Raw genomic sequence first — 20,749 nt, forward strand, 5'->3', positions numbered from 1 at the left:
ATAGCAATGAAAAATACACATAATCGCCGTTCATTCCTCAAATCTTCGGCGTTGGCTGGTGGTGGAATGATGCTAAGTTTCAGCTGGTTTTCGAATGCGAAAGCCGCCGAAAAAATACAGGAGCGGAACGCCGCCCGATTAAATCTCCCCGACCAATGGTCAGAACTAACGGGCTATGTTAAAATTACCCCCGATAATGTCGTTAAAATTCTTTGTCCAAACCCCGAATTCGGTCAAAATGTAATGACCTCATTACCAATGATTGTGGCGGAGGAATTGGATGTAGATTGGAAAAACGTAGTCGTGGAAATGGGACCGCACGACAACGTGAAATTGGGACCACAATTTACGGGCGGTAGTAATTCGGTTAGAATGTACTGGAAACCCTTGAGAAACGCTGGCGCAGCGGCCAGACAAATGCTCATCGAAGCCGCGTCTCAAACATGGAGCGTTCCTGCGTCTGAAATCACAACCAAGGCAGGGGTTTTAACGCATACAAGCGGGAAAACGGCAAAATATGGAGAGATGGCAAGCAAAGCCGCCGCCATTGCCGTGCCTAAAGAGGTAAAATTGAAAGCTCCCAAAGATTTTTCAATTGTCAGAAATTCAAAGAAAAATACGGAAGGCCTAAAAGTAGTTACGGGCAAACCACTATTTGGAATGGATTATCGGGTTGATGGTATGTTGATTGCCATGATTCAGCATCCGCCAGCCTTCGGTATGAAACTTAAATCCTTTGATGCTTCGCAATCTCTGAAAATGCCCGGCATCAAAGATGTATTTAGCTTTAAACTATACGATGATGGTTTTGAACAAGGCGGTTTTGATACCCGTACTTTCAATGAAATGATTGCCGTAGTGGGCAATAGTACATGGGAAGTCATGAACGCTCGCAAAAAGCTGATTGTACAATGGGAAGCCGCCGGCGACTTAAAAGAAACCATGTCGGGAAGAGGCGGAAAAAGAGAAGTAAGCGTTCCAGGTAGATTAGAAACCACAAGCCGTCAATTTGAAATGATGGCCGAATACGCAAAAAAACCAGCCCAGCAATTAAGAAAAGACGGTGACCCCGAAACAGCTTTCAAAAATGCGGCTCAAATCATCGAACGCACCTACAATGCACCGTTTTTGGCACATAACTGCATGGAGCCGATGAATTTCTTTGCGCATGTAATGGAAGATAAAGCGGTGGTGGCTGGGCCTTTGCAAGCGCCCGGTTGGATGGAGCCTACCCTTGCCAAAATTTTAAACCTGCCAGCCGAAAAGATTGAAATTCAAATGACTCGAATGGGTGGGGGATTTGGTCGTAGAGCCTACGGGTCGTACGTATATGAAGCGGCTCGAATCTCTCAAAAACTCAAAGCACCCGTCAAACTGATTTATAGCCGTGAAGACGATATGACGTACGGCATTTATCGCCCGATGTACACCGCTACGTATCGTGCAGCGTTGGATGCCAACAAAAATCTAATTGGGTTTCATGTCATTGGCGGCGGAATTCCCGAAAACCCAGTTCATGCCAATCGTTTCCCAGCGGGAGCGGTTGATAACTATTTGGCTGAGGGGTGGGAAATTCCTTCAAACGTGACCATTGGAGCCTTCAGAGCGCCCCGTTCCAACTTCAATGCGGCGGCTGAGCAATCTTTTTTGGATGAATTAGCCGAAGCCATGGGCAAAGACCCCATTCAACTTCGCCTAGATTTATTGAAAAAGGCAAAAGAAAATCCAGTAGGCAAAAACAATGATTACGATGCAAGCAGATACATTGGCGTTTTGGAACTACTGAAAGAAAAATCAGGCTGGGGCAAACCCGAAAATGCTGGCAAAAAACGTGGCGTAGCTGCTTATTTCTGTCACGCTTCGTATGCTGGTCATGTGGTTGATATGGTCATGCGCGACGGCCAACCGTATGTTGAACAAGTAACGAGTACCGTTGATTGTGGCGTCGTTGTCAACCCCGATGCCGCTCGAAATATGGTACAAGGTGCGGTAGTTGATGGTATCGGTAATGCATTTTACGGAGCATTGACCCACAAAGACGGAGCCCCCGAACAAAGTAATTTCCACAATTATCGCATCATTCGCCACAACGAAGCGCCGAAGAAAATTGATGTACATTTTGTAGAAAGCGATGTTGACCCGACGGGTCTTGGCGAACCGCCATTCCCACCAGTTTTTGGGGCAGTAGCCAATGCGTTGTTTAAAACGACGGGTAAACGCTATTATAACCAGCCGTTTGCCTCAGAACAATCTAATCCAAAATCATAAATAGAGTACGAATAAATCAAAGCCATCATTGCAAAGTCAGATATGCAATGATGGCTTTTTTGTTTCTTAAAGGGAAGTAAATCCTCTCTTGAAAAGTTACTTGTTTGTAAAATAAACTTGTATAGAAATCTACATATATTTATTATTTTTGAAGTATAAAATAAGTTTAAGTAGACAAATGAAAATAGGATATGCCCGGGTATCTACCCAAGATCAAAATTTGGAAATGCAGATTGATGCCTTGACAAAAGTGGGATGTGAACAGATATTTCAGGAAAAAGCTTCTGGTATAAAATCGGACCGACCCCAACTGCAAGCCATGCAGCAAATGCTCCGACAAGGGGATGTAATCTATATTTATAAACTCGACCGGTTGGGGCGTTCTTTAAAGCACTTGCTTGAAATTACCTCCGATTTTTCAAAAAGAGGCATAGGTCTGGTTTCAATCAATGACCACATTGATACCACCACTGCCCAGGGCAGGCTCATTTTCAATATTTTTGCTTCTTTGGCAGAGTTTGAAAGAGACCTCATCCGAGAGAGGACAAAATCTGGATTGGAGGCGGCTCGGGCCCGGGGCCGAAAAGGAGGCCGCAGAAGGGGTTTGTCTAAGGAAGCTGAAAAAACAGCAATGCTTGCCCAAACATTATACAATGAACGTAAATTGGGGGTCAATGAAATTGCCGCTGATTTGAAAATTTCAAAAATGACCCTCTACAAATATCTTCGGCACAGAGGCGTACAAATTGGCAGTAAAGTTGATTGAGTAGTTTACTACAAAGTTTTGGTTGTAAGTGGTGCCGTCTTCAAAAACGCCGGCACCACTTTAAAGTTTATTCTTAGCCTCCTTTAGAGTTTGGATTCAAAGCTCATCAAATCGCCCTATCTGCATCAAGTATTAACAAGATTTCATCATTTCTCTGAGTTTTGCTTTGCGCCTACGGGCAATTTCAATGGAATGTCCCGAAGGTAAAATCAACATCTCAAAACGCAGAATGTGACATTGACTCAAATAATGCAAATTCAAAAGGGATGATTTATGAAGCCTCAGAAAGCCATATTTTTCTAACAAAGAAGCATAGAAACTTAAGGGAAGCGAGGTAATTACACTTTCTCCATCTTCCAAATGAAAAATAGTATAATTGACCTGCGCACTCAAATAGACAATCCGCCTCAAATCAACACTTCTATTGCCGTCTTTGGTTTGGAAGCGTGGTAAATACAGCAAACCTTCAAGTGACATTATTGAATCTGGAGTAGTCAGTGCTTTCATTTTCTGCTCATTTTGGTTTATTTATCGCAGCCGCCGATGAGTGCCTGAAAACTGTTGCCCTCTCCTACAGTCGCCGTAAAGCCTGGTAATAACGTCACTGATTTTCCCGCCTGATATACCACCGTTGCGCCTGATACCTGATTAGTCGCTACTATTTTGTCGGCAACTTTCAGCACCGTTCCGCTCGTGATAGGTTCTGTCACCGTCAAATTGGCTGGGCCACTGCTGCCGCTACTTTGACTTTCAAACACACCACGGTCGACAATACCTAAACCAACGGGGAATGGCCTTACATTACCTTCCAAGTCTTCGTTAGGAGCTCCCGCATTATCACCACCGTTGATAGCAGGTGAGCATATTTGCAGGTGATAATCACCCAAGGTACCCAACGGGGCCAACCCAACAGGGTTGGCATTGACAAACAGAGGATTCAGATTACTGTTACCAACCCCAGAAAAACCACCTTCGACCGTACTGTAAGTAATCTCGCTCCCCGAGGTACTTTGAGGTGCTGTATTACCCCACAAAATACTGTTTTTCACTGTCGTCAGCGAGTTGGCATTGAAGATACCTCCCGCATTGTTTCCATCATCCTTGTTGGAAGCAATCGTACAGTTCATCAAAGATGGCTGACTGCTGTTAACGTACATACCGCCGCCTAAGCCTTTGTTAATCACCATTAATACGTTCTCAAAATAGGGTTTACTACCACCCAATACGTATACCCCACCCCCGAAAGTAGCTTCATTTCCGTAGATAATGGTCTTGGTAATGGCTAACTGCGAACTGTCGCGCAGCAACATACCACCGCCACCGATGGCTCGGTTGTCAGTAATAACACAGTTAGTAATCAACCCTTTGCTTTTTTCAATAGCCAAGATTCCGCCCCCTGAGGCAAGTAAATCAGGGACATTGATATTTTGAGTGCCCGCTACAAACTCAGCGAAGCCTCTTTCAATGCGGAATCCATCCAGACGTGTCAATGAATCGGTAGACTTAAACAGCACCACATGATAAGAGTTATCGTTGCGTTGTATGGTGCCTATTTCTCCGCTGAGAATTACGGGATGCGTTACCCAATTACGTTCTGATAGATTTATTTCAGTACCGACAAACCCTCCATAAACCCGTACTTTGGAAGGAATCTTAAAGACATCAGTGCGCAGTGTACCAGGCTTATAAGTACCTTGGGCTACCCAAATTTCGATATCAGGAAACATCGATGTAGCTGCGGCGTTCAGGCCCGATTGTAAATTAGAAAATGCCTTCGCCCAAGTAGACCCATCTTGCGACGGGTTGACATTTGCAGCGTTGACATAAATACGAAGGGTATTAATGACCGCAGCCACGTAGTCTTCCACTTCCCCGTCGGGGGCTAAGCCAGTTGCATTTAAACCACCCATACTACTAAAACGGAAACGGGCTGGTGCATTACCATCGGGCGAGCCGACTGGTACGCTAAAGTTAACTTGATTGCTGCCAGCGGTCAATGAAAGAGTATTGGCGATTCGTTCTCCAATATCATCAAAATCGCCATCTTGATTGAAATCAATCCACGCATCAAGTTTACCCGCTACGGAGGCTGTCACAGTAACGGAGGTGTTGGTTCCAGTCAATAAAAAGTTAGGGAAGGTCACCCCGTCTTCATCATCGCCGTCGGTATCTGTATCATCACCGTTGGCAGTAGCAGTGGGTTGTCCATCTTCGTCACCGTCGATAGCTGTCCCCAAATACATTCCCAAAAGAGTAGCGTGACGTGCCCCATTATTGGCCGTTAATGTACCATAAGATGCGGGAGCATCCCCAAAATCTATTTCATCATTGGTGATGTCTCCAATTTGTATGGTGTCTTTTCTAGCAATAGAGGCATCTAATACCGTACCCGAAAGTGCGCCTAAAATGACCTTAAATGCCTCGTTAGCTTCTACTTTAGAATCTCCTTTGACCAACACGGTGATGTCTTTTGCTTCACCAGCGGTTCCCACAAACGTCAGTGTACCGTCATTGTCGGTGTAATCATTGTCTGCCACGGTTGCGGTACTATCGTTTGTGGTATAAGCTACTGAGAATCCCCCCTGAACTGCATTGTTGAGCGTTGCTGTAAAGATAAAACTCGTCGTGCCACTGTTACCTTCCGCTTTGGAAGTACCGCCACTTAGCGTCAACGTTGCACCGTCATCGTTTTGAATATTACCCCGACCTATGCTCGTGCCCAAAATCACATTGCGGCCGCTCGCTGCAAGATTTGTTAGCGCAACCTTGTAGACTTCGTTTATTTCTACTTTGGTATCGTTGGTAATGCTAACATTTACTGTTTGAGCAGAGGTGCTACCCGCCATGAATGTCACCGTTTGATTCGTAATTCCCGTATAGTCACTGTCGGCAGTTGTAGCGGTACTATCTGTGGTTGAGAAGTTTACCGTCACTGCTACATCCACTGGATTACTCAATGATACACTAAACACCTGGGGAGTTGTCGCTTCCAACTCACTGATATTGCCAACCAAAGCCACCGTGGCAGCATCGTCGTTCGTTATGGTACCCGTCTGTGGACTGCCCGCCATCGTAATCGCCCCCAGCTGCACTGGCGTCAGACCCGTCAGGGTCCCCAAGGCCACCGTGAACGTTTCATCCAATTCCACTTTGTTATCCCCATTGACCAATACCGTAATCGTTTTTTGTTCTCCCGATGTTCCCGTAAAACTCAGACTACCGTCGTTATCGGTATAATCGTTATCGGCCGTAGAAGCGGTGCCGTTGGTAGTCGTGTAAGGAGAACCAAAACCTCCCTGTACCGCCGCACTCAGCGTCGCCGTGAAAGTGTAACTGGTCGTACCTGCGGATCCTTCGCTTTTGGCAGTGCCGCCACTCAGCGTGAGTGTAGCCGCGTCATCGTTGGTAATGCTGCCCGTTCCTGTGGCACCACTAATGCCTCCACCTACGGGATTTGACAACGTCAGAATAACCGTCTCGTTGTCTTCAACCATTAAATCACCCTTGACCGTCACCGTCACGTTCTGAGTCAAAGCTCCTCCTGCGGTAAAATTGGCCGTGCCTGACGCTAAAGCCACATAATCCGTTCCGGAGCTAGCCGTGCCCCCCGTGATGGCATAATCTACCGAAGCCGCATTCGCGTTGTTGGTTCTGGTAATAACAAAGATAAGGCTCGTGGTAGCCGCATTGCCTTCAGCTACCGTTGGGCTACTGACTGAAAACTGCGTATTCAAAATATTTACCTGATAATCTTCCACTTCTCCCGTCGTTTGTAAGCCAACGAACGAGGGCGTCATTACGGTAGCAGTCGTGTATCTAAAACGCGCAAACGTCAGCGCGGGTACGGCCCCCGATGGTACGGCAATCGTCAAGTTGTTGTCGCCTGTGGCTAAAGCTTGATTGGTAAAAACCTGCTCTCCCATGTCACCAAAATCACCATCATTGTTGAAATCAACCCAAGCATTCAAAAAGCCTGCCCCTGAGGCATTGACCGTGATATTGGCAGTAGTACCCGTAATAAAGGCCGACGGAAGCGTCACCCCATCGTCGTCGTCACCTTCAGCATCAATATCGTCACCGTTGCCAGTTGAGGTGGGTTGCCCGTCCACATCTCCGTCTACCGTGGCTCCCAAATGGAAGATAATGGAAGTATTGTGGCGAGCACCGCTATTGCTTAGCAAGGTGTTATACGTATCGGGCGCGTCGCCAAAGTCTAATTCGTCGTTGGTAATCACCGCCTGTTTGGGGGTACCAACAACCGTAACGCCCGCAGGAGCGCCCGTAATGGACCCCAGCTCAACGCTAAAATCTTCGTTGGCTTCTACTTTCAGGTCCCCATTGGCAAGCACCGTGATGGTTTTAATTTCGCCCGCCGTCCCAGCAAAACTCAATGTACCATCGTTGTCGGTATAATCTTCGGGCGCTATGGCCAGACCGTTGTTGGTCGTATAGGCTACCTGAAAACCTCCCTGTACGGGATTGTTAAGCGTAGCGGTAAAGACATAAGCTGTAGTGCCAGAATTCCCTTCGTTTTGCAAATAAGGCGTGCTCGGAATCGATAAGGTCACCGTTGCTGCATCGTCGTTTTGAATCGTTCCTGTGCCTATACTCGTACCCAAAATCACATTGCGGCCCGAGGCACCCAAACTGGAAAGTCCTACATTAAACCCTTCGTTTGCTTCCACTTTAGCATCGTTGACCACCGTCACATTCACCGTCTGTGCCGTCGTTGTACCCGCAGCAAAGGTTACTACTTGGTTGGTGATGCTGGTGTAATCATTATCAGCAGTGGTGGCGGTGCCATCTGTGGTTGAGAAGTTTACCGTCACTGCTACATCCACTGGATTACTCAATGATACACTAAACACCTGGGGAGTTGTCGCTTCCAACTCACTGATATTGCCGACCAAAGCCACCGTGGCAGCATCGTCGTTCGTTATGGTACCCGTCTGTGGACTGCCCGCCATCGTAATCGCCCCCAGCTGCACTGGCGTCAGACCCGTCAGGGTCCCCAAGGCCACCGTGAACGTTTCATCCAATTCCACTTTGTTATCCCCATTGACCAATACCGTAATCGTTTTTTGTTCTCCCGATGTTCCCGTAAAACTCAGACTACCGTCGTTATCGGTATAATCGTTATCGGCCGTAGAAGCGGTGCCGTTGGTAGTCGTGTAAGGAGAACCAAAACCTCCCTGTACCGCCGCACTCAGCGTCGCCGTGAAAGTGTAACTGGTCGTACCTGCGGATCCTTCGCTTTTGGCAGTGCCGCCACTCAGCGTGAGTGTAGCCGCGTCATCGTTGGTAATGCTGCCCGTTCCTGTGGCACCACTAATGCCTCCACCTACGGGATTTGACAACGTCAGAATAACCGTCTCGTTGTCTTCAACCATTAAATCACCATTGACCGTCACCGTCACGTTCTGAGTCAAAGCTCCTCCTGCGGTAAAATTGGCCGTGCCTGACGCTAAAGCCACATAATCCGTTCCGGAGCTAGCCGTGCCCCCCGTGATGGCATAATCTACCGAAGCCGCATTCGCGTTGTTGGTTCTGGTAATAACAAAGATAAGGCTCGTGGTAGCCGCATTGCCTTCAGCTACCGTTGGGCTACTGACTGAAAACTGCGTATTCAAAATATTTACCTGATAATCTTCCACTTCTCCCGTCGTTTGTAAGCCAACGAACGAGGGCGTCATTACGGTAGCAGTCGTGTATCTAAAACGCGCAAACGTCAGCGCGGGTACGGCCCCCGATGGTACGGCAATCGTCAAGTTGTTGTCGCCTGTGGCTAAAGCTTGATTGGTAAAAACCTGCTCTCCCATGTCACCAAAATCACCATCATTGTTGAAATCAACCCAAGCATTCAAAAAGCCTGCCCCTGAGGCATTGACCGTGATATTGGCAGTAGTACCCGTAATAAAGGCCGACGGAAGCGTCACCCCATCGTCGTCGTCACCTTCAGCATCAATATCGTCACCGTTGCCAGTTGAGGTGGGTTGCCCGTCCACATCTCCGTCTACCGTGGCTCCCAAATGGAAGATAATGGAAGTATTGTGGCGAGCACCGCTATTGCTTAGCAAGGTGTTATACGTATCGGGCGCGTCGCCAAAGTCTAATTCGTCGTTGGTAATCACCGCCTGTTTGGGGGTACCAACAACCGTAACGCCCGCAGGAGCGCCCGTAATGGACCCCAGCTCAACGCTAAAATCTTCGTTGGCTTCTACTTTCAGGTCCCCATTGGCAAGCACCGTGATGGTTTTAATTTCGCCCGCCGTCCCAGCAAAACTCAATGTACCATCGTTGTCGGTATAATCTTCGGGCGCTATGGCCAGACCGTTGTTGGTCGTATAGGCTACCTGAAAACCTCCCTGTACGGGATTGTTAAGCGTAGCGGTAAAGACATAAGCTGTAGTGCCAGAATTCCCTTCGTTTTGCAAATAAGGCGTGCTCGGAATCGATAAGGTCACCGTTGCTGCATCGTCGTTTTGAATCGTTCCTGTGCCTATACTCGTACCCAAAATCACATTGCGGCCCGAGGCACCCAAACTGGAAAGTCCTACATTAAACCCTTCGTTTGCTTCCACTTTAGCATCGTTGACCACCGTCACATTCACCGTCTGTGCCGTCGTTGTACCCGCAGCAAAGGTTACTACTTGGTTGGTGATGCTGGTGTAATCATTATCGGCCGTGGTGGCGGTGCCATCTGTGGTTGAGAAATTTACCGTCACTGCTACATCCACTGGATTACTTAATGAAACACTAAACACCTGGGGTGTTATCGCTTCTGACTGACTCACATTGCCGACCAAAGCTACCGTGGCCGCGTCGTCGTTCGTTATGGTGCCTGTCTGTGGGCTGCCCGCCGTAGTCACTTCCACAGGAGCAAGCGTAATAGCTCCCAAAGCCACCGTAAAGGCTTCATCCAATTCGACTTTGTTATCGCCATTGACCAACACAGTAATCGTTTTTTGTTCTCCCGACGTTCCCGTAAATGTCAATGTACCGTCGTTATCGGTATAATCGTTATCGGCCGTAGAAGCGGTGCCGTTAGTGGTGGTATAAGCTACCGACAAGCCACCCTGTACGGGGTTATTAAGCGTCGCCGTGAAGGTGTAACTGGTCGTTCCTGCTGCTCCTTCGTTTTTGGCAGTGCCGCCACTGAGCGTAACTACGGCCGCATCGTCGTTGGTAATGGTACCTTGCCCTTGCCCATCGGAAATGGAACCATTGCTTAAATTGGACAGGTTTACGAAGAATGTTTCATTGGGTTCTACCTTTAGGTCTCCGTTGAGCGTAATGACAATATCCTCTGAGGCATCCCCAACTGCAAAAGTAAGCGTTCCATTTTTGGCAACATAATCATTGTCGGCAGTGGTGGCCGTATTATCAGCTGTTTGATAATCAATGGTTTCAGCCGTTGCTGTGCTGTTACGCGTTACCGTAAAAGTCAGGGTTTTTGTTCCTGAATTTCCTTCTGAAATGGTCGCATCGCTGATGCTGAAAGAAAGGTCATCATCAAGAATGGTTCCCAACCCTTGATTATCAGCGAAGGTTACCCCCGCTGCTCCCATAATATTGCTCAAATTCACAAAGAAGGTTTCGTTGGCTTCCCCCACGGCGTCTCCGATCACCTGAACCGTAATCGTTTGGGTTTGTCCAGCACCGTTTGCCGGAAACGTTAATGTACCAGAATTAGTGGTATAATCCCCACCAGCGTTAGCAGTGCCGGGGGCGGTGGCAAAATCAACCGTCACAGCAGAACTTACCACTTGGCTGAGGGTTACGTCGAAGGTAAAAGTAGTGGTACCTGCATCCCCTTCCGCCTGCGTCTTATTGTTGATGGAAATTGTAGCAGCATCATCGTTGGTAAGCGTACCAGTGCCTGTATTCTGTATGCCCGATATTACAACGTTACGACCAGAGGCGCTTGCTGAGCTGAGTGAAACGCTGAAGGTTTCGTTGGGTTCTACTTTCAGGTCACCATTGACCACCACGTTAAATGTTTTGGTTTCTCCAGCCGTACCCGTAAAGTTGAGGGTCGTACTGTTGGCCACATAATCATTGTCGGCGGTGGTCGCGGTACCGTTTGTAGTGGCGATATTCACCGACGCAGCGGCATCAATAGCTTTGTCGAGGGTAACAGTGAAGCTGTAATTCTGGGTTCCAGCATTTCCTTCATTCTGAGAGACACTATTGACCGAGAAGGTGGCTTGGTCGTCATTGGTAATGCTTCCCGCTCCAGTCGCATCGGTCAGGATTACTCCAGCGGGTGCTCCCGACAAAATCACCGAAAAGGCTTCACTTAACTCGACAATTTCATCGGCATTGACCGACACATTCACCGTGGCCGTTGGGCTACCATTTGCCGCAAAGCTCACGGTACCATTTGTGATTGCGGTAAAATCCGTTCCGCTGACGGCGGTACCTCCTAAGGTATTAACCGTCAAATCAAAAGCGGTTGTAACGTCATTGCGCGTAACCGTGAATCCAAATGTAGTTGTTCCTCCGCCGTTACCTTCCGCCAATGTTACATCAGAAATGATAACGTTTATCGGTGTTTTGAACCCAAAATCAAGGGTCGTATTGTTTTCTACTAAACCATTAGAAAAGTCTAGCGTAATGGCCTGACTCGCAATTGACCCTGAAAGAGCATCTTGCCCGTTGTCGTCATTATCAGTATTGTTATCGGGATCCGAAGCAGCTCCTTGTGGACTAGAAAGTAAACCCTCTAGCTCTTGTCCAACACCAAACTCAGCGGCAGGAATTTGAACAATATAATCACCAGAACAAAGATTTGTAAAACTATACAAACCTCCACCAGCCGTTATTTGTGTGGCTACAAATACATCTCCTGCGTCCAATGTACCAGCGGTGGTGCCATTGTCGCGGTAAAGGTTAACCGTTACCCCATTGACTCCCAAATCACCTCCATCAAAAGTGCCGTTTTTATTGTTATCTTTAAAAACAAGATTCCCTAAGCTATGGGTGCTGAGGGTAGTTACGGTTGGGTTATTGTTACCAATAGCAGTTCCTGTCAAAACATTGATACCACCAGCGGCGGTAACAGTTCCTTGATTTGAGATTTGGCAAGTACCTAGAGGCAGTGGGCTATTGATTATTGCTTTAAATTCAATCGTAATGGATTTGCCAGCTGGGAGTGCGAAACCTGACATTCCTCCTACCGTAACTGTTTCACCAGAAAGGGATACCTCAGGTGCTGACAACCGTGGCGATTTGTCAGATTCTGGTTTGACGTTTTGAAGTTGCGGTGCTTTCGATTCCTGTTTTTCAGGCTCATTGGCCGCTACTGTTACATTGTTTAGCGAGTCATTACTTCCGATTGACGCTACCAAAATCTGCTCATCCATGATAGAAGCTGGAGCAGCGTGGGCTGGCACATTGCAGACACCCCCAAACGTAATACCCACATTGGGCCCATAAGCACTAATGGTACCATTGTTATTGGTATTCATATTGCTAATCCAGTTGTCGGCCGTAGTGGGTCCAGTACCTTGTAAATTCATTATGGTTGCATCTAAGTGCCTGACCCGAAAAGCACGCGCAACCGAAGGAGCCAAGTTCAGGTCATTACGGGCAATATATCCGCAAAGGGTGTTAATATCTCCCCCCGTACCATCCCCCGCTCGCAGCACAACCCCCTCCAAACCAGTAGCAATTGGCATCGTAACATCGGTGATTGTGTTGGTAATGTTATTGTTATCCAATGTAATATCAAAGCGCGCAGCAGGCCCAGCACCATTTAAAGCAACAAAATCTACTGGAATATCAAGATTGTTTGATAAAACATTGGAATTATCTTTTATTTCTAAAATTGCCTGCCCGTTTCCTTCGTGCAAAACCCTTATATTAGAAAACGTATTTGCCTCATTGATTGTATTGGTAATATTAGTGTTGTTATTTGTACGACCGTTGAGGTCTGAAGTGATAAAAGTTGAAGCCAGAAAGGCCACTTCACCCGCAGATTCAATGTTTGAATTATTATTGACGTTATAATTCAAGGTAGCCGCAGCCCCATTGGAGCCGACCTCAATTCCCGCCATGAGTCCTCCAAATCGCTGTACACTACAATTTGTTATGTTGAGATTCAAAGTAGAATTTCCTTCCGCAAAAACCTGAATTCCTTTACTTCTAGCTCTATGAAAATTGCTGTTCTTCAAGTTAACAGTACCTGTTGCAGTGCCTTGGGTACGCAATTCAAAACAATCCGCCCCAACTCCTGAAGCGGCCGTGTTGTTGAATGTACAGTTGTCTACTGTCAGATTCAAATTACCCGTTATATTAATTATGTGAGCAATTCTGAAAGCCGACAACTGGAAAGTCGAATTGGTAATAGAACAGGTACCCGAAAGGTTGCGCAGTTTTAGTGCATTTTCTTCATTGCTGTTGCCATTATTGGTGGCAGTACAATTGTTTATGGTAAGATTGCTCACATTGAGGCCCATAATACCATGTTCTTCTGTAGCGCCAATGTCGATATTATCTAGACTAACTGTGCTCACTCCATTCATGTAAATAGCCGCAAAACAAGCCGCTACATCGTCTTCGTCACATTGAGTATCAAAACCACCATCACTCGTTGAATTGGCCGAAGGCAGGTTCATGTTTTTTAGGGTAATATTGGTTGCATTACGCAAATCAATACCCCGCCCCGATATATTGGTCAGGGTTCCTCCAGAAGCGTCTGTGATGCCCGTACCCGTTATTTGCACACTACCCGTAGTCTGGATGATACTGATTGCATTGGCACTATTTGACGCAGAAACACTTAAAAAAATGGCATCCATCGCGCCATTGTTGAAGTTGATCGCCACCCCACCCGTATTGTTTATAGAAACCTCCCGAACCAAAGCAGATGTAAAATTACTCCCTAACAGCGACGTGCCCCCGGTGTTGTTGATATTGACCCCACGTACCTGATTCTGCGACTGCATATTGATGTTATTTGCGGCCTGATTAATGATAGGGTTGGTACCGTTGACGGCGGGTATGGTAGCAGGTGAAATAGGCGGGTGAGTTGAAAAAGTGACCCCTGCCAAAGCAGCGAGGCTCGCACCAACTGCACCTTGACCGATTAGTTTTTGTTGTCCTAACAAAATGGTGGCGAGCGTATTGTTATAAGTTCCTGTATAGACAAAGATATTGTCGCCCGGATCATCCAGAGAAGATGCGTTGAAGTTGTTCATGCTATTCCAGGGTGTACTAAGGCGTCCATCTCCACCCGGAGCAGCAGAAGCATTAATAAACCAAATCATGCCTGTCACGGTAACGGTAACGGTCCCTGTGGAGGTCATATAACCATTGTCAACGGTGTAGGTAAAAGTGGTCGTTCCTTCAAAACCCGGGTCAGGATTAAAGGTAAAACTCCCATTGGCGTTAAAAGTAACATCTCCCATCGTACCAGTATCGTCAATGGCAGTCACCGTCATGGGCGTACCGTTCAAATTAACATCGTTTAACATTAAGCCTGCACCTACGGGCACAGCAATGGAAACGTTACCTACGGTCGAATAACTGTCATCAATCGCAATAGGGCCTGACTTTAGTGAACCTGGCACAAGCGTGGTATTGGCATCAATCTGATCAGTAAAAATCACCCCAGAGGCATTGTTTCCAGCACCTGCCACCGCGCCATTACTGATAACGACGGTATATTTGAGGGTATCTCCTGGAGTTGGGCCAACTGAGCCTCCCGCTTTTTCGAGTAATACAAAACTTTTGATTGCCGTTATGGTTGGTGCAAGCAAAGAAGAAACGCTATTTACCTCCCAAGAAGATTCATTGGGTTGGTAAATGAAGGGGCTAAATTCTTGCGAATTGGAAGGTTTTAGATTTCCCCTTCCAAATGAATAAGTGCCCCCCCCCTCTTTAACGGGGGTATGCTTACCTGTATGAATGGCTGCATTTTTCTTTTGGGCAGCAATAGACAATGTATCTTCAGGAGGATTCAGGATTCCGATCAATAAACTGAGCAGAATACTCACAGAAAAAGGTAGTGTAAATTTCATGACATAGAGCTTTTCTTTGATTGAGAAGTAAATCTGATTTTAATTTATGGACAGTTATTATGCGCCCATAATTCAATAAAATGGCCTTAAAAACTCCGCCTGATTTCAATGTGATTTAAGTTGAATTCAAGGTATTTAAGGTCATAAAATGCAATGTTATCAATGATTTATATTTAATGCATTTGGCTTATGCATTGTTATTGTCCTGTGCTTTCCCTCCTACCTTTTACAGAGTCCCGACGTTAACGCTAACTTATAACCACCTCATAGCGCATACCTTTTGTACCAAGTCCGATGGGTACCATAAAAAGTACCAGCTCGCCTACGGTGGGGTGCACCAGTACAAAAGTTCCCTGTAAATAGTAGGTTTGAGTCAGCCCTGTCTCAAATTCGAGCGTAAATGGCTGACGAAATTTATCTGATTCACTTCCCCATGTCGATACCCTGATAAGTTGGGAAGACTGAATTGTGTCAGGCGTAAAACGAATAGAAAAGTTTTGGTTTAAGTAGGGTTGAAAATCAGCAACAGTAATTTTTTCTACCATAATAAATAGTGTTTTAAGGAGTATTGGCCGCTGGCTTCCACTCATATAAGTAATACACAGAATTAAACTCGCCAATCTTTCGGAAATTGAGGCGTTCATATAGTTTCATAGCGGGGTTATTATATTCCACATGAATAGTTACTGTTTTACCTAATTCTGCTCCTTTGTTAAGCACCGATTCGAGCATTTTTTTTCCAATGCCTCTACGGCGATAATCGGGTAATAAAGCAATATCCATTATCCTGACTTCGCTGGGGCTGTAGTTCCAATGTACATACATCCTACCCACAGAAACTCCATCATTCTCAATAATTTGCAAATTTGCACCTTGATAAAACTCCTGATAATACTGGTGCTGGGCCATGAATTGCTGCGTCAGAAACGCTCGTTTATCGGTTTCACTCCATTCAGGCACCAGGGCCATTTCATCGGCCCTGGTGCTGGCATAAATGTCTAATAGCGTAGGAAGGTCTGCTTCCGTGATGGGTCTCAACGATACCATACTTTACTTTTATCTAGGTTCTTGGCGGAAAAACGCCCTGTAATGCAATATTGAAATAAAAGGTTAGATACGGCATCATGTTATTGTGCGGAAGATCTCCTCCTACGGGGGCAATCGTATTGACCGACATGCGGGTGGGTCCAGGGGGTGGATTTGTATTGTACACATTGGCCCGGGCAACAAACGCGCCGCCGGGAGTTGATTGTAACCCGCTGTCGTTGACGGCCCGAACTATATGGCTATGCGACGGTATTTCAGATTCTAGTAAGGTAACCGTTTCACTTCCACCAGTTTCTCCCAAATCGTGTAGGGACAATCCTGGCCCTTGTCCGGGGTGCATTGGAGCACGTCCTTGCAAATCAGGCAAGGCAAAATTTGACTTACCGTTGCCTCCATAAGTTGTTCCTAAGAGAGAGAAAAGCGCGGTATTTTGTGAAAGTGGCAAAAGCTGACCATCGCACCAAGCCCAGCCTTTTGGGGCAAAATTGAAAGGAAAGATACGTATTTCTGCTACAAATGGATCTGCCATGATTATGTATATTTTGTCGTCAGAAGCCGTGTTTTAAGCATATTGGCCTACTAGACGTGGGTGAAAAAATCTATTTTTAATTTTCAAACAATTAGGTGGGCGATGGAAAAATACCAAACAAGGAAATGATGAAATCAACGCACAGATAGGGTTGAAAATTGGTGTGGGGTTGTGAGCCTCCCACAGGATTGACCATTGACGGCGACATAGACACCAACCCAGTCGAACTGTCAGACGTATATCCATCTACGGCAGCATTCCTAGCCAATACCGCCCCCGCAGGGCTGCCACCACTGCCATTCGTATTTGTACCCATAAATGAATGACTATGCGCAGGAATTTGCTGCGTGGTAAGGGTAATTTCTTCTGCCCCTCCTGTTTCGGCCAAAACAAAGCCGTTTCCTTGATGAATGGGGATTCTGCCGCGCAAATCTGGCAAGGCAAAGGTAGATTCACCGTCACCACCGTAGGTTGTTCCAATCAATTGAAACAAGGTCTCATTTTCTGAAATGGGCAGCAATTGTCCTTCACAGAACATCCACCCCGCGGGAGCAAAGTTACCAGCAAAGATTCTTACTTCACCAACATAAGGTTGTGCCATGGTTTTTCATACGTTATAGGTTTGCGAAATGGGTTTTAATTCGGACTCGGGAAGATTCCCTGCAATGCAATCGAAAAACTTAGCGTTAGAAACGGTTGCATATTGAGGTGAGCCTGACTCCCTCCCGTAGAAGTAACCATTACGGGATTCATGGCAACCAACGCTGATGCCCCTCCCCCATAAAATTCCGAAGGACTTGTATCAGCAAAAAATGACGAACTGCTAGGTGCAACAGAATCTTGGGTGGCTGGAGATGCATTTACAAGGTGGCTATGCGTAGGCAACTCTGCTATTGAAATCGTATGCGCCTGCTCACCTCCACGCTCGCCCAAGGTATGCCCGCTACCAACGTGAATCGGTGTACGCCCTCTTAAATCTGGTAAGGCAAAATTTACCCGCCCATCTCCGCCAAATGTGGTCCCCAACAATGAAAAAAGCCCCTGATTTTGGTTAATCGGTAACAACTGACCATTGCATAATGCCCAGCCTTTGGGCGGAAACACAAAGCTCATAATTCGAATTTCTGATAAAAAAGGTTCTGCCATAACAATGAGTTTTTAGATATATGAATAAGTACGAAACTGAAAAGTAGGAATAGAAAAACACATATTTTAAAGTGCATTGCACATGCCAATATTCAGTTTTGGATGGGTGTTTGATTTTTTTTAAATGCTTTTTAGTACCTTGAAAAAAAGCAAATCAAATAAATCAATCCGTCCACAAATCACAGCACTTTATTAAGAAATAATGGATTGTCTTTTAAAAGACTTTTAAAGTAGGGGAGATAATAAAATAAATAACCAAACTATTGCTCAAAGCAAGCAAGCACTGAAAATTATGGAATGGTTTAGTTTTTGATAACGAATTTATGTGCAACATACTACGGGGAATGTAGCTATACAGCCATCTGTAGGGCATGCTCCAGATGATACTCTTGTTTAAAAAGAAGCTCCGACTGATTCCAAATTTGGATATTGGCCTGAACACTCGTTGAATTTAACATTATCTTCAAGTCTATGTGCCCTTTTCGGGTATTGTAACTCAAGGATTTTGTTTCTCTGACATAAGCGGGCAACAGAAAATCTGGCAACTGTCCCTCTGGAAGCTGTGTCTCAAGTGAATCGACTGACTTTAGAATTGTATCTGCTTCGTATGCATTGATTGATTTTACGTACTTCCATTGTTTATCATGAAGTTGTTCGTAAAACACAAAAGCCCAATCAATACACCCCAATGAAGCGACTTTTAACTGCATCGGCACGAGCACTAAGTTGAAGTTAGCTAACTGAAACGCCCTTGTTTGAGAAAATTGGTAATTACTTTTAAGGAAATTATGAGATGTTTCCTCGAATACCTTCATAAAAACGGGATCAGACCAACATGCATCAGATACCTTAAATTCAAACGCTTCCACCAGACGCTCCAACAACGCTTTGTTTAAATTTTTAGTTTTTTCCGTTGCTTGTATCAGTGACGAATCTAACAATGTCAATGACATTGCCGATAACGTATTCCCAATAAAAACACGTCTTTTCATAAAATACAGAGTTCATAAACAATTAAGAAGTGCTAATATATTACTATTTATATTGCGTTAGTAAAATATTCATAATTTATTTTTTTAAAATACAATTTTAATGTTCTTTTTCTCGCTGTATTGTTCTATTATTTTGATCATTATCTATCTTTTGTTTTAACTGTTCATTTTCTAAAATGTATCGCTGTAGCTGGCCTTTTAGGTAGGCATTTTCAGAAAGCAAAGCCGAAATCATTTTTTCTGTTTCGTCATAAGGTACTGCTTCTTCTGATTGTTTGGCTTGATTTGCGTATCCACGACAAGTGCCGCAACAATATTTAGCCGTTGAGCGACTAGCATAGAAAAGCGTACCGCACCAAAGGCAGTTTTTTTCAAACACTTTGGCGTTGTATTTAAAATCGGAGCGGTCTAATTTTGGCATTGCTTTAGTTGTTTTTTTATCGTTACTATTTCGTTTTAAATATACACAAATCATTTAAATGATTTGTCAAAAATATAAATATTTTTTTCCCTCATAACTATATAAAAATTATATTATATTATATATATGGTCGCAATCTTATAGCGGTAAAAAAACATAAATATCTATTTATCAAGTAATTAAGAAATTTAATCCGGTCGCAATCTTATAGTGCTCTGTCTTTTGGTCGCAATCTTATAGCGGTAAATGGCACTCCGGTCGCAATCTTATAGCGGTAAATGGCACTCCGGTCGCAATCTTATAGCGGTCGGTCGCAATCTTATAGCGGTAAATGGCACTCCGGTCGCAATCTTATAGCGGTAAAACCCCCTTCGGGTCGCAATCTTATAGGGGTGAGTTGTATTTTTCTAAGAATCCTCTTGTTTTTCTTCGTTCAGATTTTTAATGTAGCTATCCAAAAGGTCTTGAAGGCTCAAATCCTCCGTTTTTTCATGTTCAGACATAAAACTTGCCTTGTAAACATCCCGAATAATTCGGTCTTTTAGTTCTTTATCATACTCCCGATTGGTAAGCCACTGCTGAAACAACTCAAAATTGTCGTCATACTGTGGAAACTGATCATCAAACGCCTGGCGCAAGCGTTCATTGAGCAATTTAAAGAACAGGTTCTTTTTGTTACCCTCCAGATGAAGTTGTGAAGAATCAAAAATAAGGCGAATACTGTAGGCTTGTTTCTGGCCTTTTTCGGCAAAAAATTCAATCTGAAATTTTAGGTCAGAGTTGTCTGCGATGTTTTTAAGGTACTTATGTAGCGTAAATTTTCGGTGTTTTGGAAGCTGGTCTTCAATATTGGCAATCTCACAAAGCAGGTCAAAATTGGGCGTAAGCACGTTTGTATTGTTATAAATCAGCACATTTTGCATACCCGCCAAATAGATATACAGGTTTTTGATTCGGCCACTATTTTTATTTGAAGCAACCCGAAGATAATCTTTGAGGCTCAGCGTGACATAAAAACTGATTAAATTTTCGACAAATCCACGGCCAAGCTTAAACGAATAAAAGCGTTTCTGAGGGCGATTCACGTTGTAACTCACCCGTATGTCACTTATTATCTGCACAAAAGACACGTTAAGTTCTTTCATGCTCGGGATTTGAGTTTTCTCAATACGGGAAAGCGGAATATTATTGGCAGCCAGTCGATAAAGCGTATACTCAAATACACTTTTAAACTCATGCCCCAACAGTGTAGGTGGCTTAATCATACCCGCCTCAAAAACAGGATGTGTTTTCTGTAAGTTAGGCGATTTGTAGCCCATTAGTTTACAAAAATCATTGATACCGAAGTTAGTATACCCAAACAAATCAGTTTTGTATGAATGCGCCAGAAAGATGATAATGTCCCGGGCCAAGGTGGCATCTTCTTTAAAATTACGCTGTATATCGGGCAGATTGTAAAAAAGGTTCCGGTCTAGTCGGACCCTGTCCAACCACTCCTGTGCGTTATTGGGAATAAAGACTAAGGGTTCTGATTTGGAATTCATAGGGGTGTAATGT

The 20,749-nt window shown here is 45.1% G+C and carries 12 protein-coding genes; 2 read left to right on the top strand and 10 right to left on the bottom strand.

Annotated features, from left to right (window positions below):
• Positions 1 to 6: 6 nt before the first annotated feature.
• Together DVG78_RS27100 and DVG78_RS27105 are read left to right on the top strand one after the other, a co-directional pair.
• Positions 7 to 2,268 (top strand): xanthine dehydrogenase family protein molybdopterin-binding subunit, encoded by a 2,262-nt coding sequence (locus DVG78_RS27100; RefSeq protein ID WP_114464131.1) that lies wholly within the window; start codon positions 7 to 9, stop codon positions 2,266 to 2,268.
• 178 nt (positions 2,269 to 2,446) lie between these two features.
• Positions 2,447 to 3,034 (top strand): recombinase family protein, encoded by a 588-nt coding sequence (locus DVG78_RS27105; RefSeq protein WP_114464132.1) that lies wholly within the window; start codon positions 2,447 to 2,449, stop codon positions 3,032 to 3,034.
• A gap of 132 nt (positions 3,035 to 3,166) precedes the next feature.
• Here the strand turns inward: DVG78_RS27105 and DVG78_RS27110 are convergent, their stop codons facing one another.
• The 10 genes from DVG78_RS27110 to DVG78_RS27155 form a co-directional block, all read right to left on the bottom strand.
• Positions 3,167 to 3,541 (bottom strand): LytR/AlgR family response regulator transcription factor, encoded by a 375-nt coding sequence (locus tag DVG78_RS27110; RefSeq protein ID WP_229598331.1) that lies wholly within the window; start codon positions 3,539 to 3,541, stop codon positions 3,167 to 3,169.
• Positions 3,542 to 3,558: 17 nt separating this feature from the next.
• Positions 3,559 to 15,057 (bottom strand): Calx-beta domain-containing protein, encoded by an 11,499-nt coding sequence (locus DVG78_RS27115; RefSeq protein WP_114464134.1) that lies wholly within the window; start codon positions 15,055 to 15,057, stop codon positions 3,559 to 3,561.
• Between the two features lie 248 nt (positions 15,058 to 15,305).
• A complete protein-coding gene (locus DVG78_RS27120; protein WP_114464135.1) occupies positions 15,306 to 15,602 on the bottom strand; it encodes a DUF6916 family protein in 297 nt (98 codons plus the stop codon).
• 13 nt (positions 15,603 to 15,615) lie between these two features.
• Entirely contained in the window at positions 15,616 to 16,104 is a 489-nt protein-coding gene (locus DVG78_RS27125; protein WP_114464136.1) for a GNAT family N-acetyltransferase, read from the bottom strand.
• A 13-nt stretch (positions 16,105 to 16,117) separates the two neighbouring features.
• A complete protein-coding gene (locus DVG78_RS27130; protein ID WP_114464137.1) occupies positions 16,118 to 16,633 on the bottom strand; it encodes a phage tail protein in 516 nt (171 codons plus the stop codon).
• Positions 16,634 to 16,724: 91 nt separating this feature from the next.
• Entirely contained in the window at positions 16,725 to 17,234 is a 510-nt protein-coding gene (locus DVG78_RS27135) for a phage tail protein (RefSeq protein WP_114464138.1), read from the bottom strand.
• Positions 17,235 to 17,269: 35 nt separating this feature from the next.
• The gene (locus DVG78_RS27140) at positions 17,270 to 17,779 is read right to left on the bottom strand and encodes a phage tail protein (RefSeq protein ID WP_114464140.1); all 510 of its coding nucleotides are present in this window, start codon (positions 17,777 to 17,779) and stop codon (positions 17,270 to 17,272) included.
• A gap of 350 nt (positions 17,780 to 18,129) precedes the next feature.
• Positions 18,130 to 18,771, bottom strand: coding sequence for a hypothetical protein (locus DVG78_RS27145; RefSeq protein WP_147277185.1), 642 nt, complete (start codon positions 18,769 to 18,771; stop codon positions 18,130 to 18,132).
• A 97-nt stretch (positions 18,772 to 18,868) separates the two neighbouring features.
• Positions 18,869 to 19,192 carry a hypothetical protein gene (locus DVG78_RS27150; RefSeq protein ID WP_114464154.1) on the bottom strand — a complete coding sequence of 108 codons (324 nt, stop codon included), beginning with the start codon at positions 19,190 to 19,192 and terminating at the stop codon, positions 18,869 to 18,871.
• Positions 19,193 to 19,599: 407 nt separating this feature from the next.
• The gene (locus DVG78_RS27155) at positions 19,600 to 20,736 is read right to left on the bottom strand and encodes a hypothetical protein (protein WP_114464142.1); all 1,137 of its coding nucleotides are present in this window, start codon (positions 20,734 to 20,736) and stop codon (positions 19,600 to 19,602) included.
• Positions 20,737 to 20,749 lie beyond the last annotated feature (13 nt).

Origin of the sequence: Runella aurantiaca, assembly GCF_003339505.1 — a bacterium.
Taxonomy (GTDB): domain Bacteria; phylum Bacteroidota; class Bacteroidia; order Cytophagales; family Spirosomataceae; genus Runella; species Runella aurantiaca.

Coding starts and splice junctions, on each gene's coding strand:
- DVG78_RS27155 (WP_114464142.1), bottom strand. CDS start 20,736: ATGAATTCCAAATCAGAACCCTTAGTCTTTATTCCCAATAACGCACAG.
- DVG78_RS27145 (WP_147277185.1), bottom strand. CDS start 18,771: ATGAAAAGACGTGTTTTTATTGGGAATACGTTATCGGCAATGTCATTG.
- DVG78_RS27120 (WP_114464135.1), bottom strand. CDS start 15,602: ATGGTAGAAAAAATTACTGTTGCTGATTTTCAACCCTACTTAAACCAA.
- DVG78_RS27115 (WP_114464134.1), bottom strand. CDS start 15,057: ATGAAATTTACACTACCTTTTTCTGTGAGTATTCTGCTCAGTTTATTG.
- DVG78_RS27140 (WP_114464140.1), bottom strand. CDS start 17,779: ATGGCAGAACCTTTTTTATCAGAAATTCGAATTATGAGCTTTGTGTTT.
- DVG78_RS27100 (WP_114464131.1), top strand. CDS start 7: ATGAAAAATACACATAATCGCCGTTCATTCCTCAAATCTTCGGCGTTG.
- DVG78_RS27105 (WP_114464132.1), top strand. CDS start 2,447: ATGAAAATAGGATATGCCCGGGTATCTACCCAAGATCAAAATTTGGAA.
- DVG78_RS27130 (WP_114464137.1), bottom strand. CDS start 16,633: ATGGCAGATCCATTTGTAGCAGAAATACGTATCTTTCCTTTCAATTTT.
- DVG78_RS27150 (WP_114464154.1), bottom strand. CDS start 19,192: ATGCCAAAATTAGACCGCTCCGATTTTAAATACAACGCCAAAGTGTTT.
- DVG78_RS27135 (WP_114464138.1), bottom strand. CDS start 17,234: ATGGCACAACCTTATGTTGGTGAAGTAAGAATCTTTGCTGGTAACTTT.
- DVG78_RS27125 (WP_114464136.1), bottom strand. CDS start 16,104: ATGGTATCGTTGAGACCCATCACGGAAGCAGACCTTCCTACGCTATTA.
- DVG78_RS27110 (WP_229598331.1), bottom strand. CDS start 3,541: ATGAAAGCACTGACTACTCCAGATTCAATAATGTCACTTGAAGGTTTG.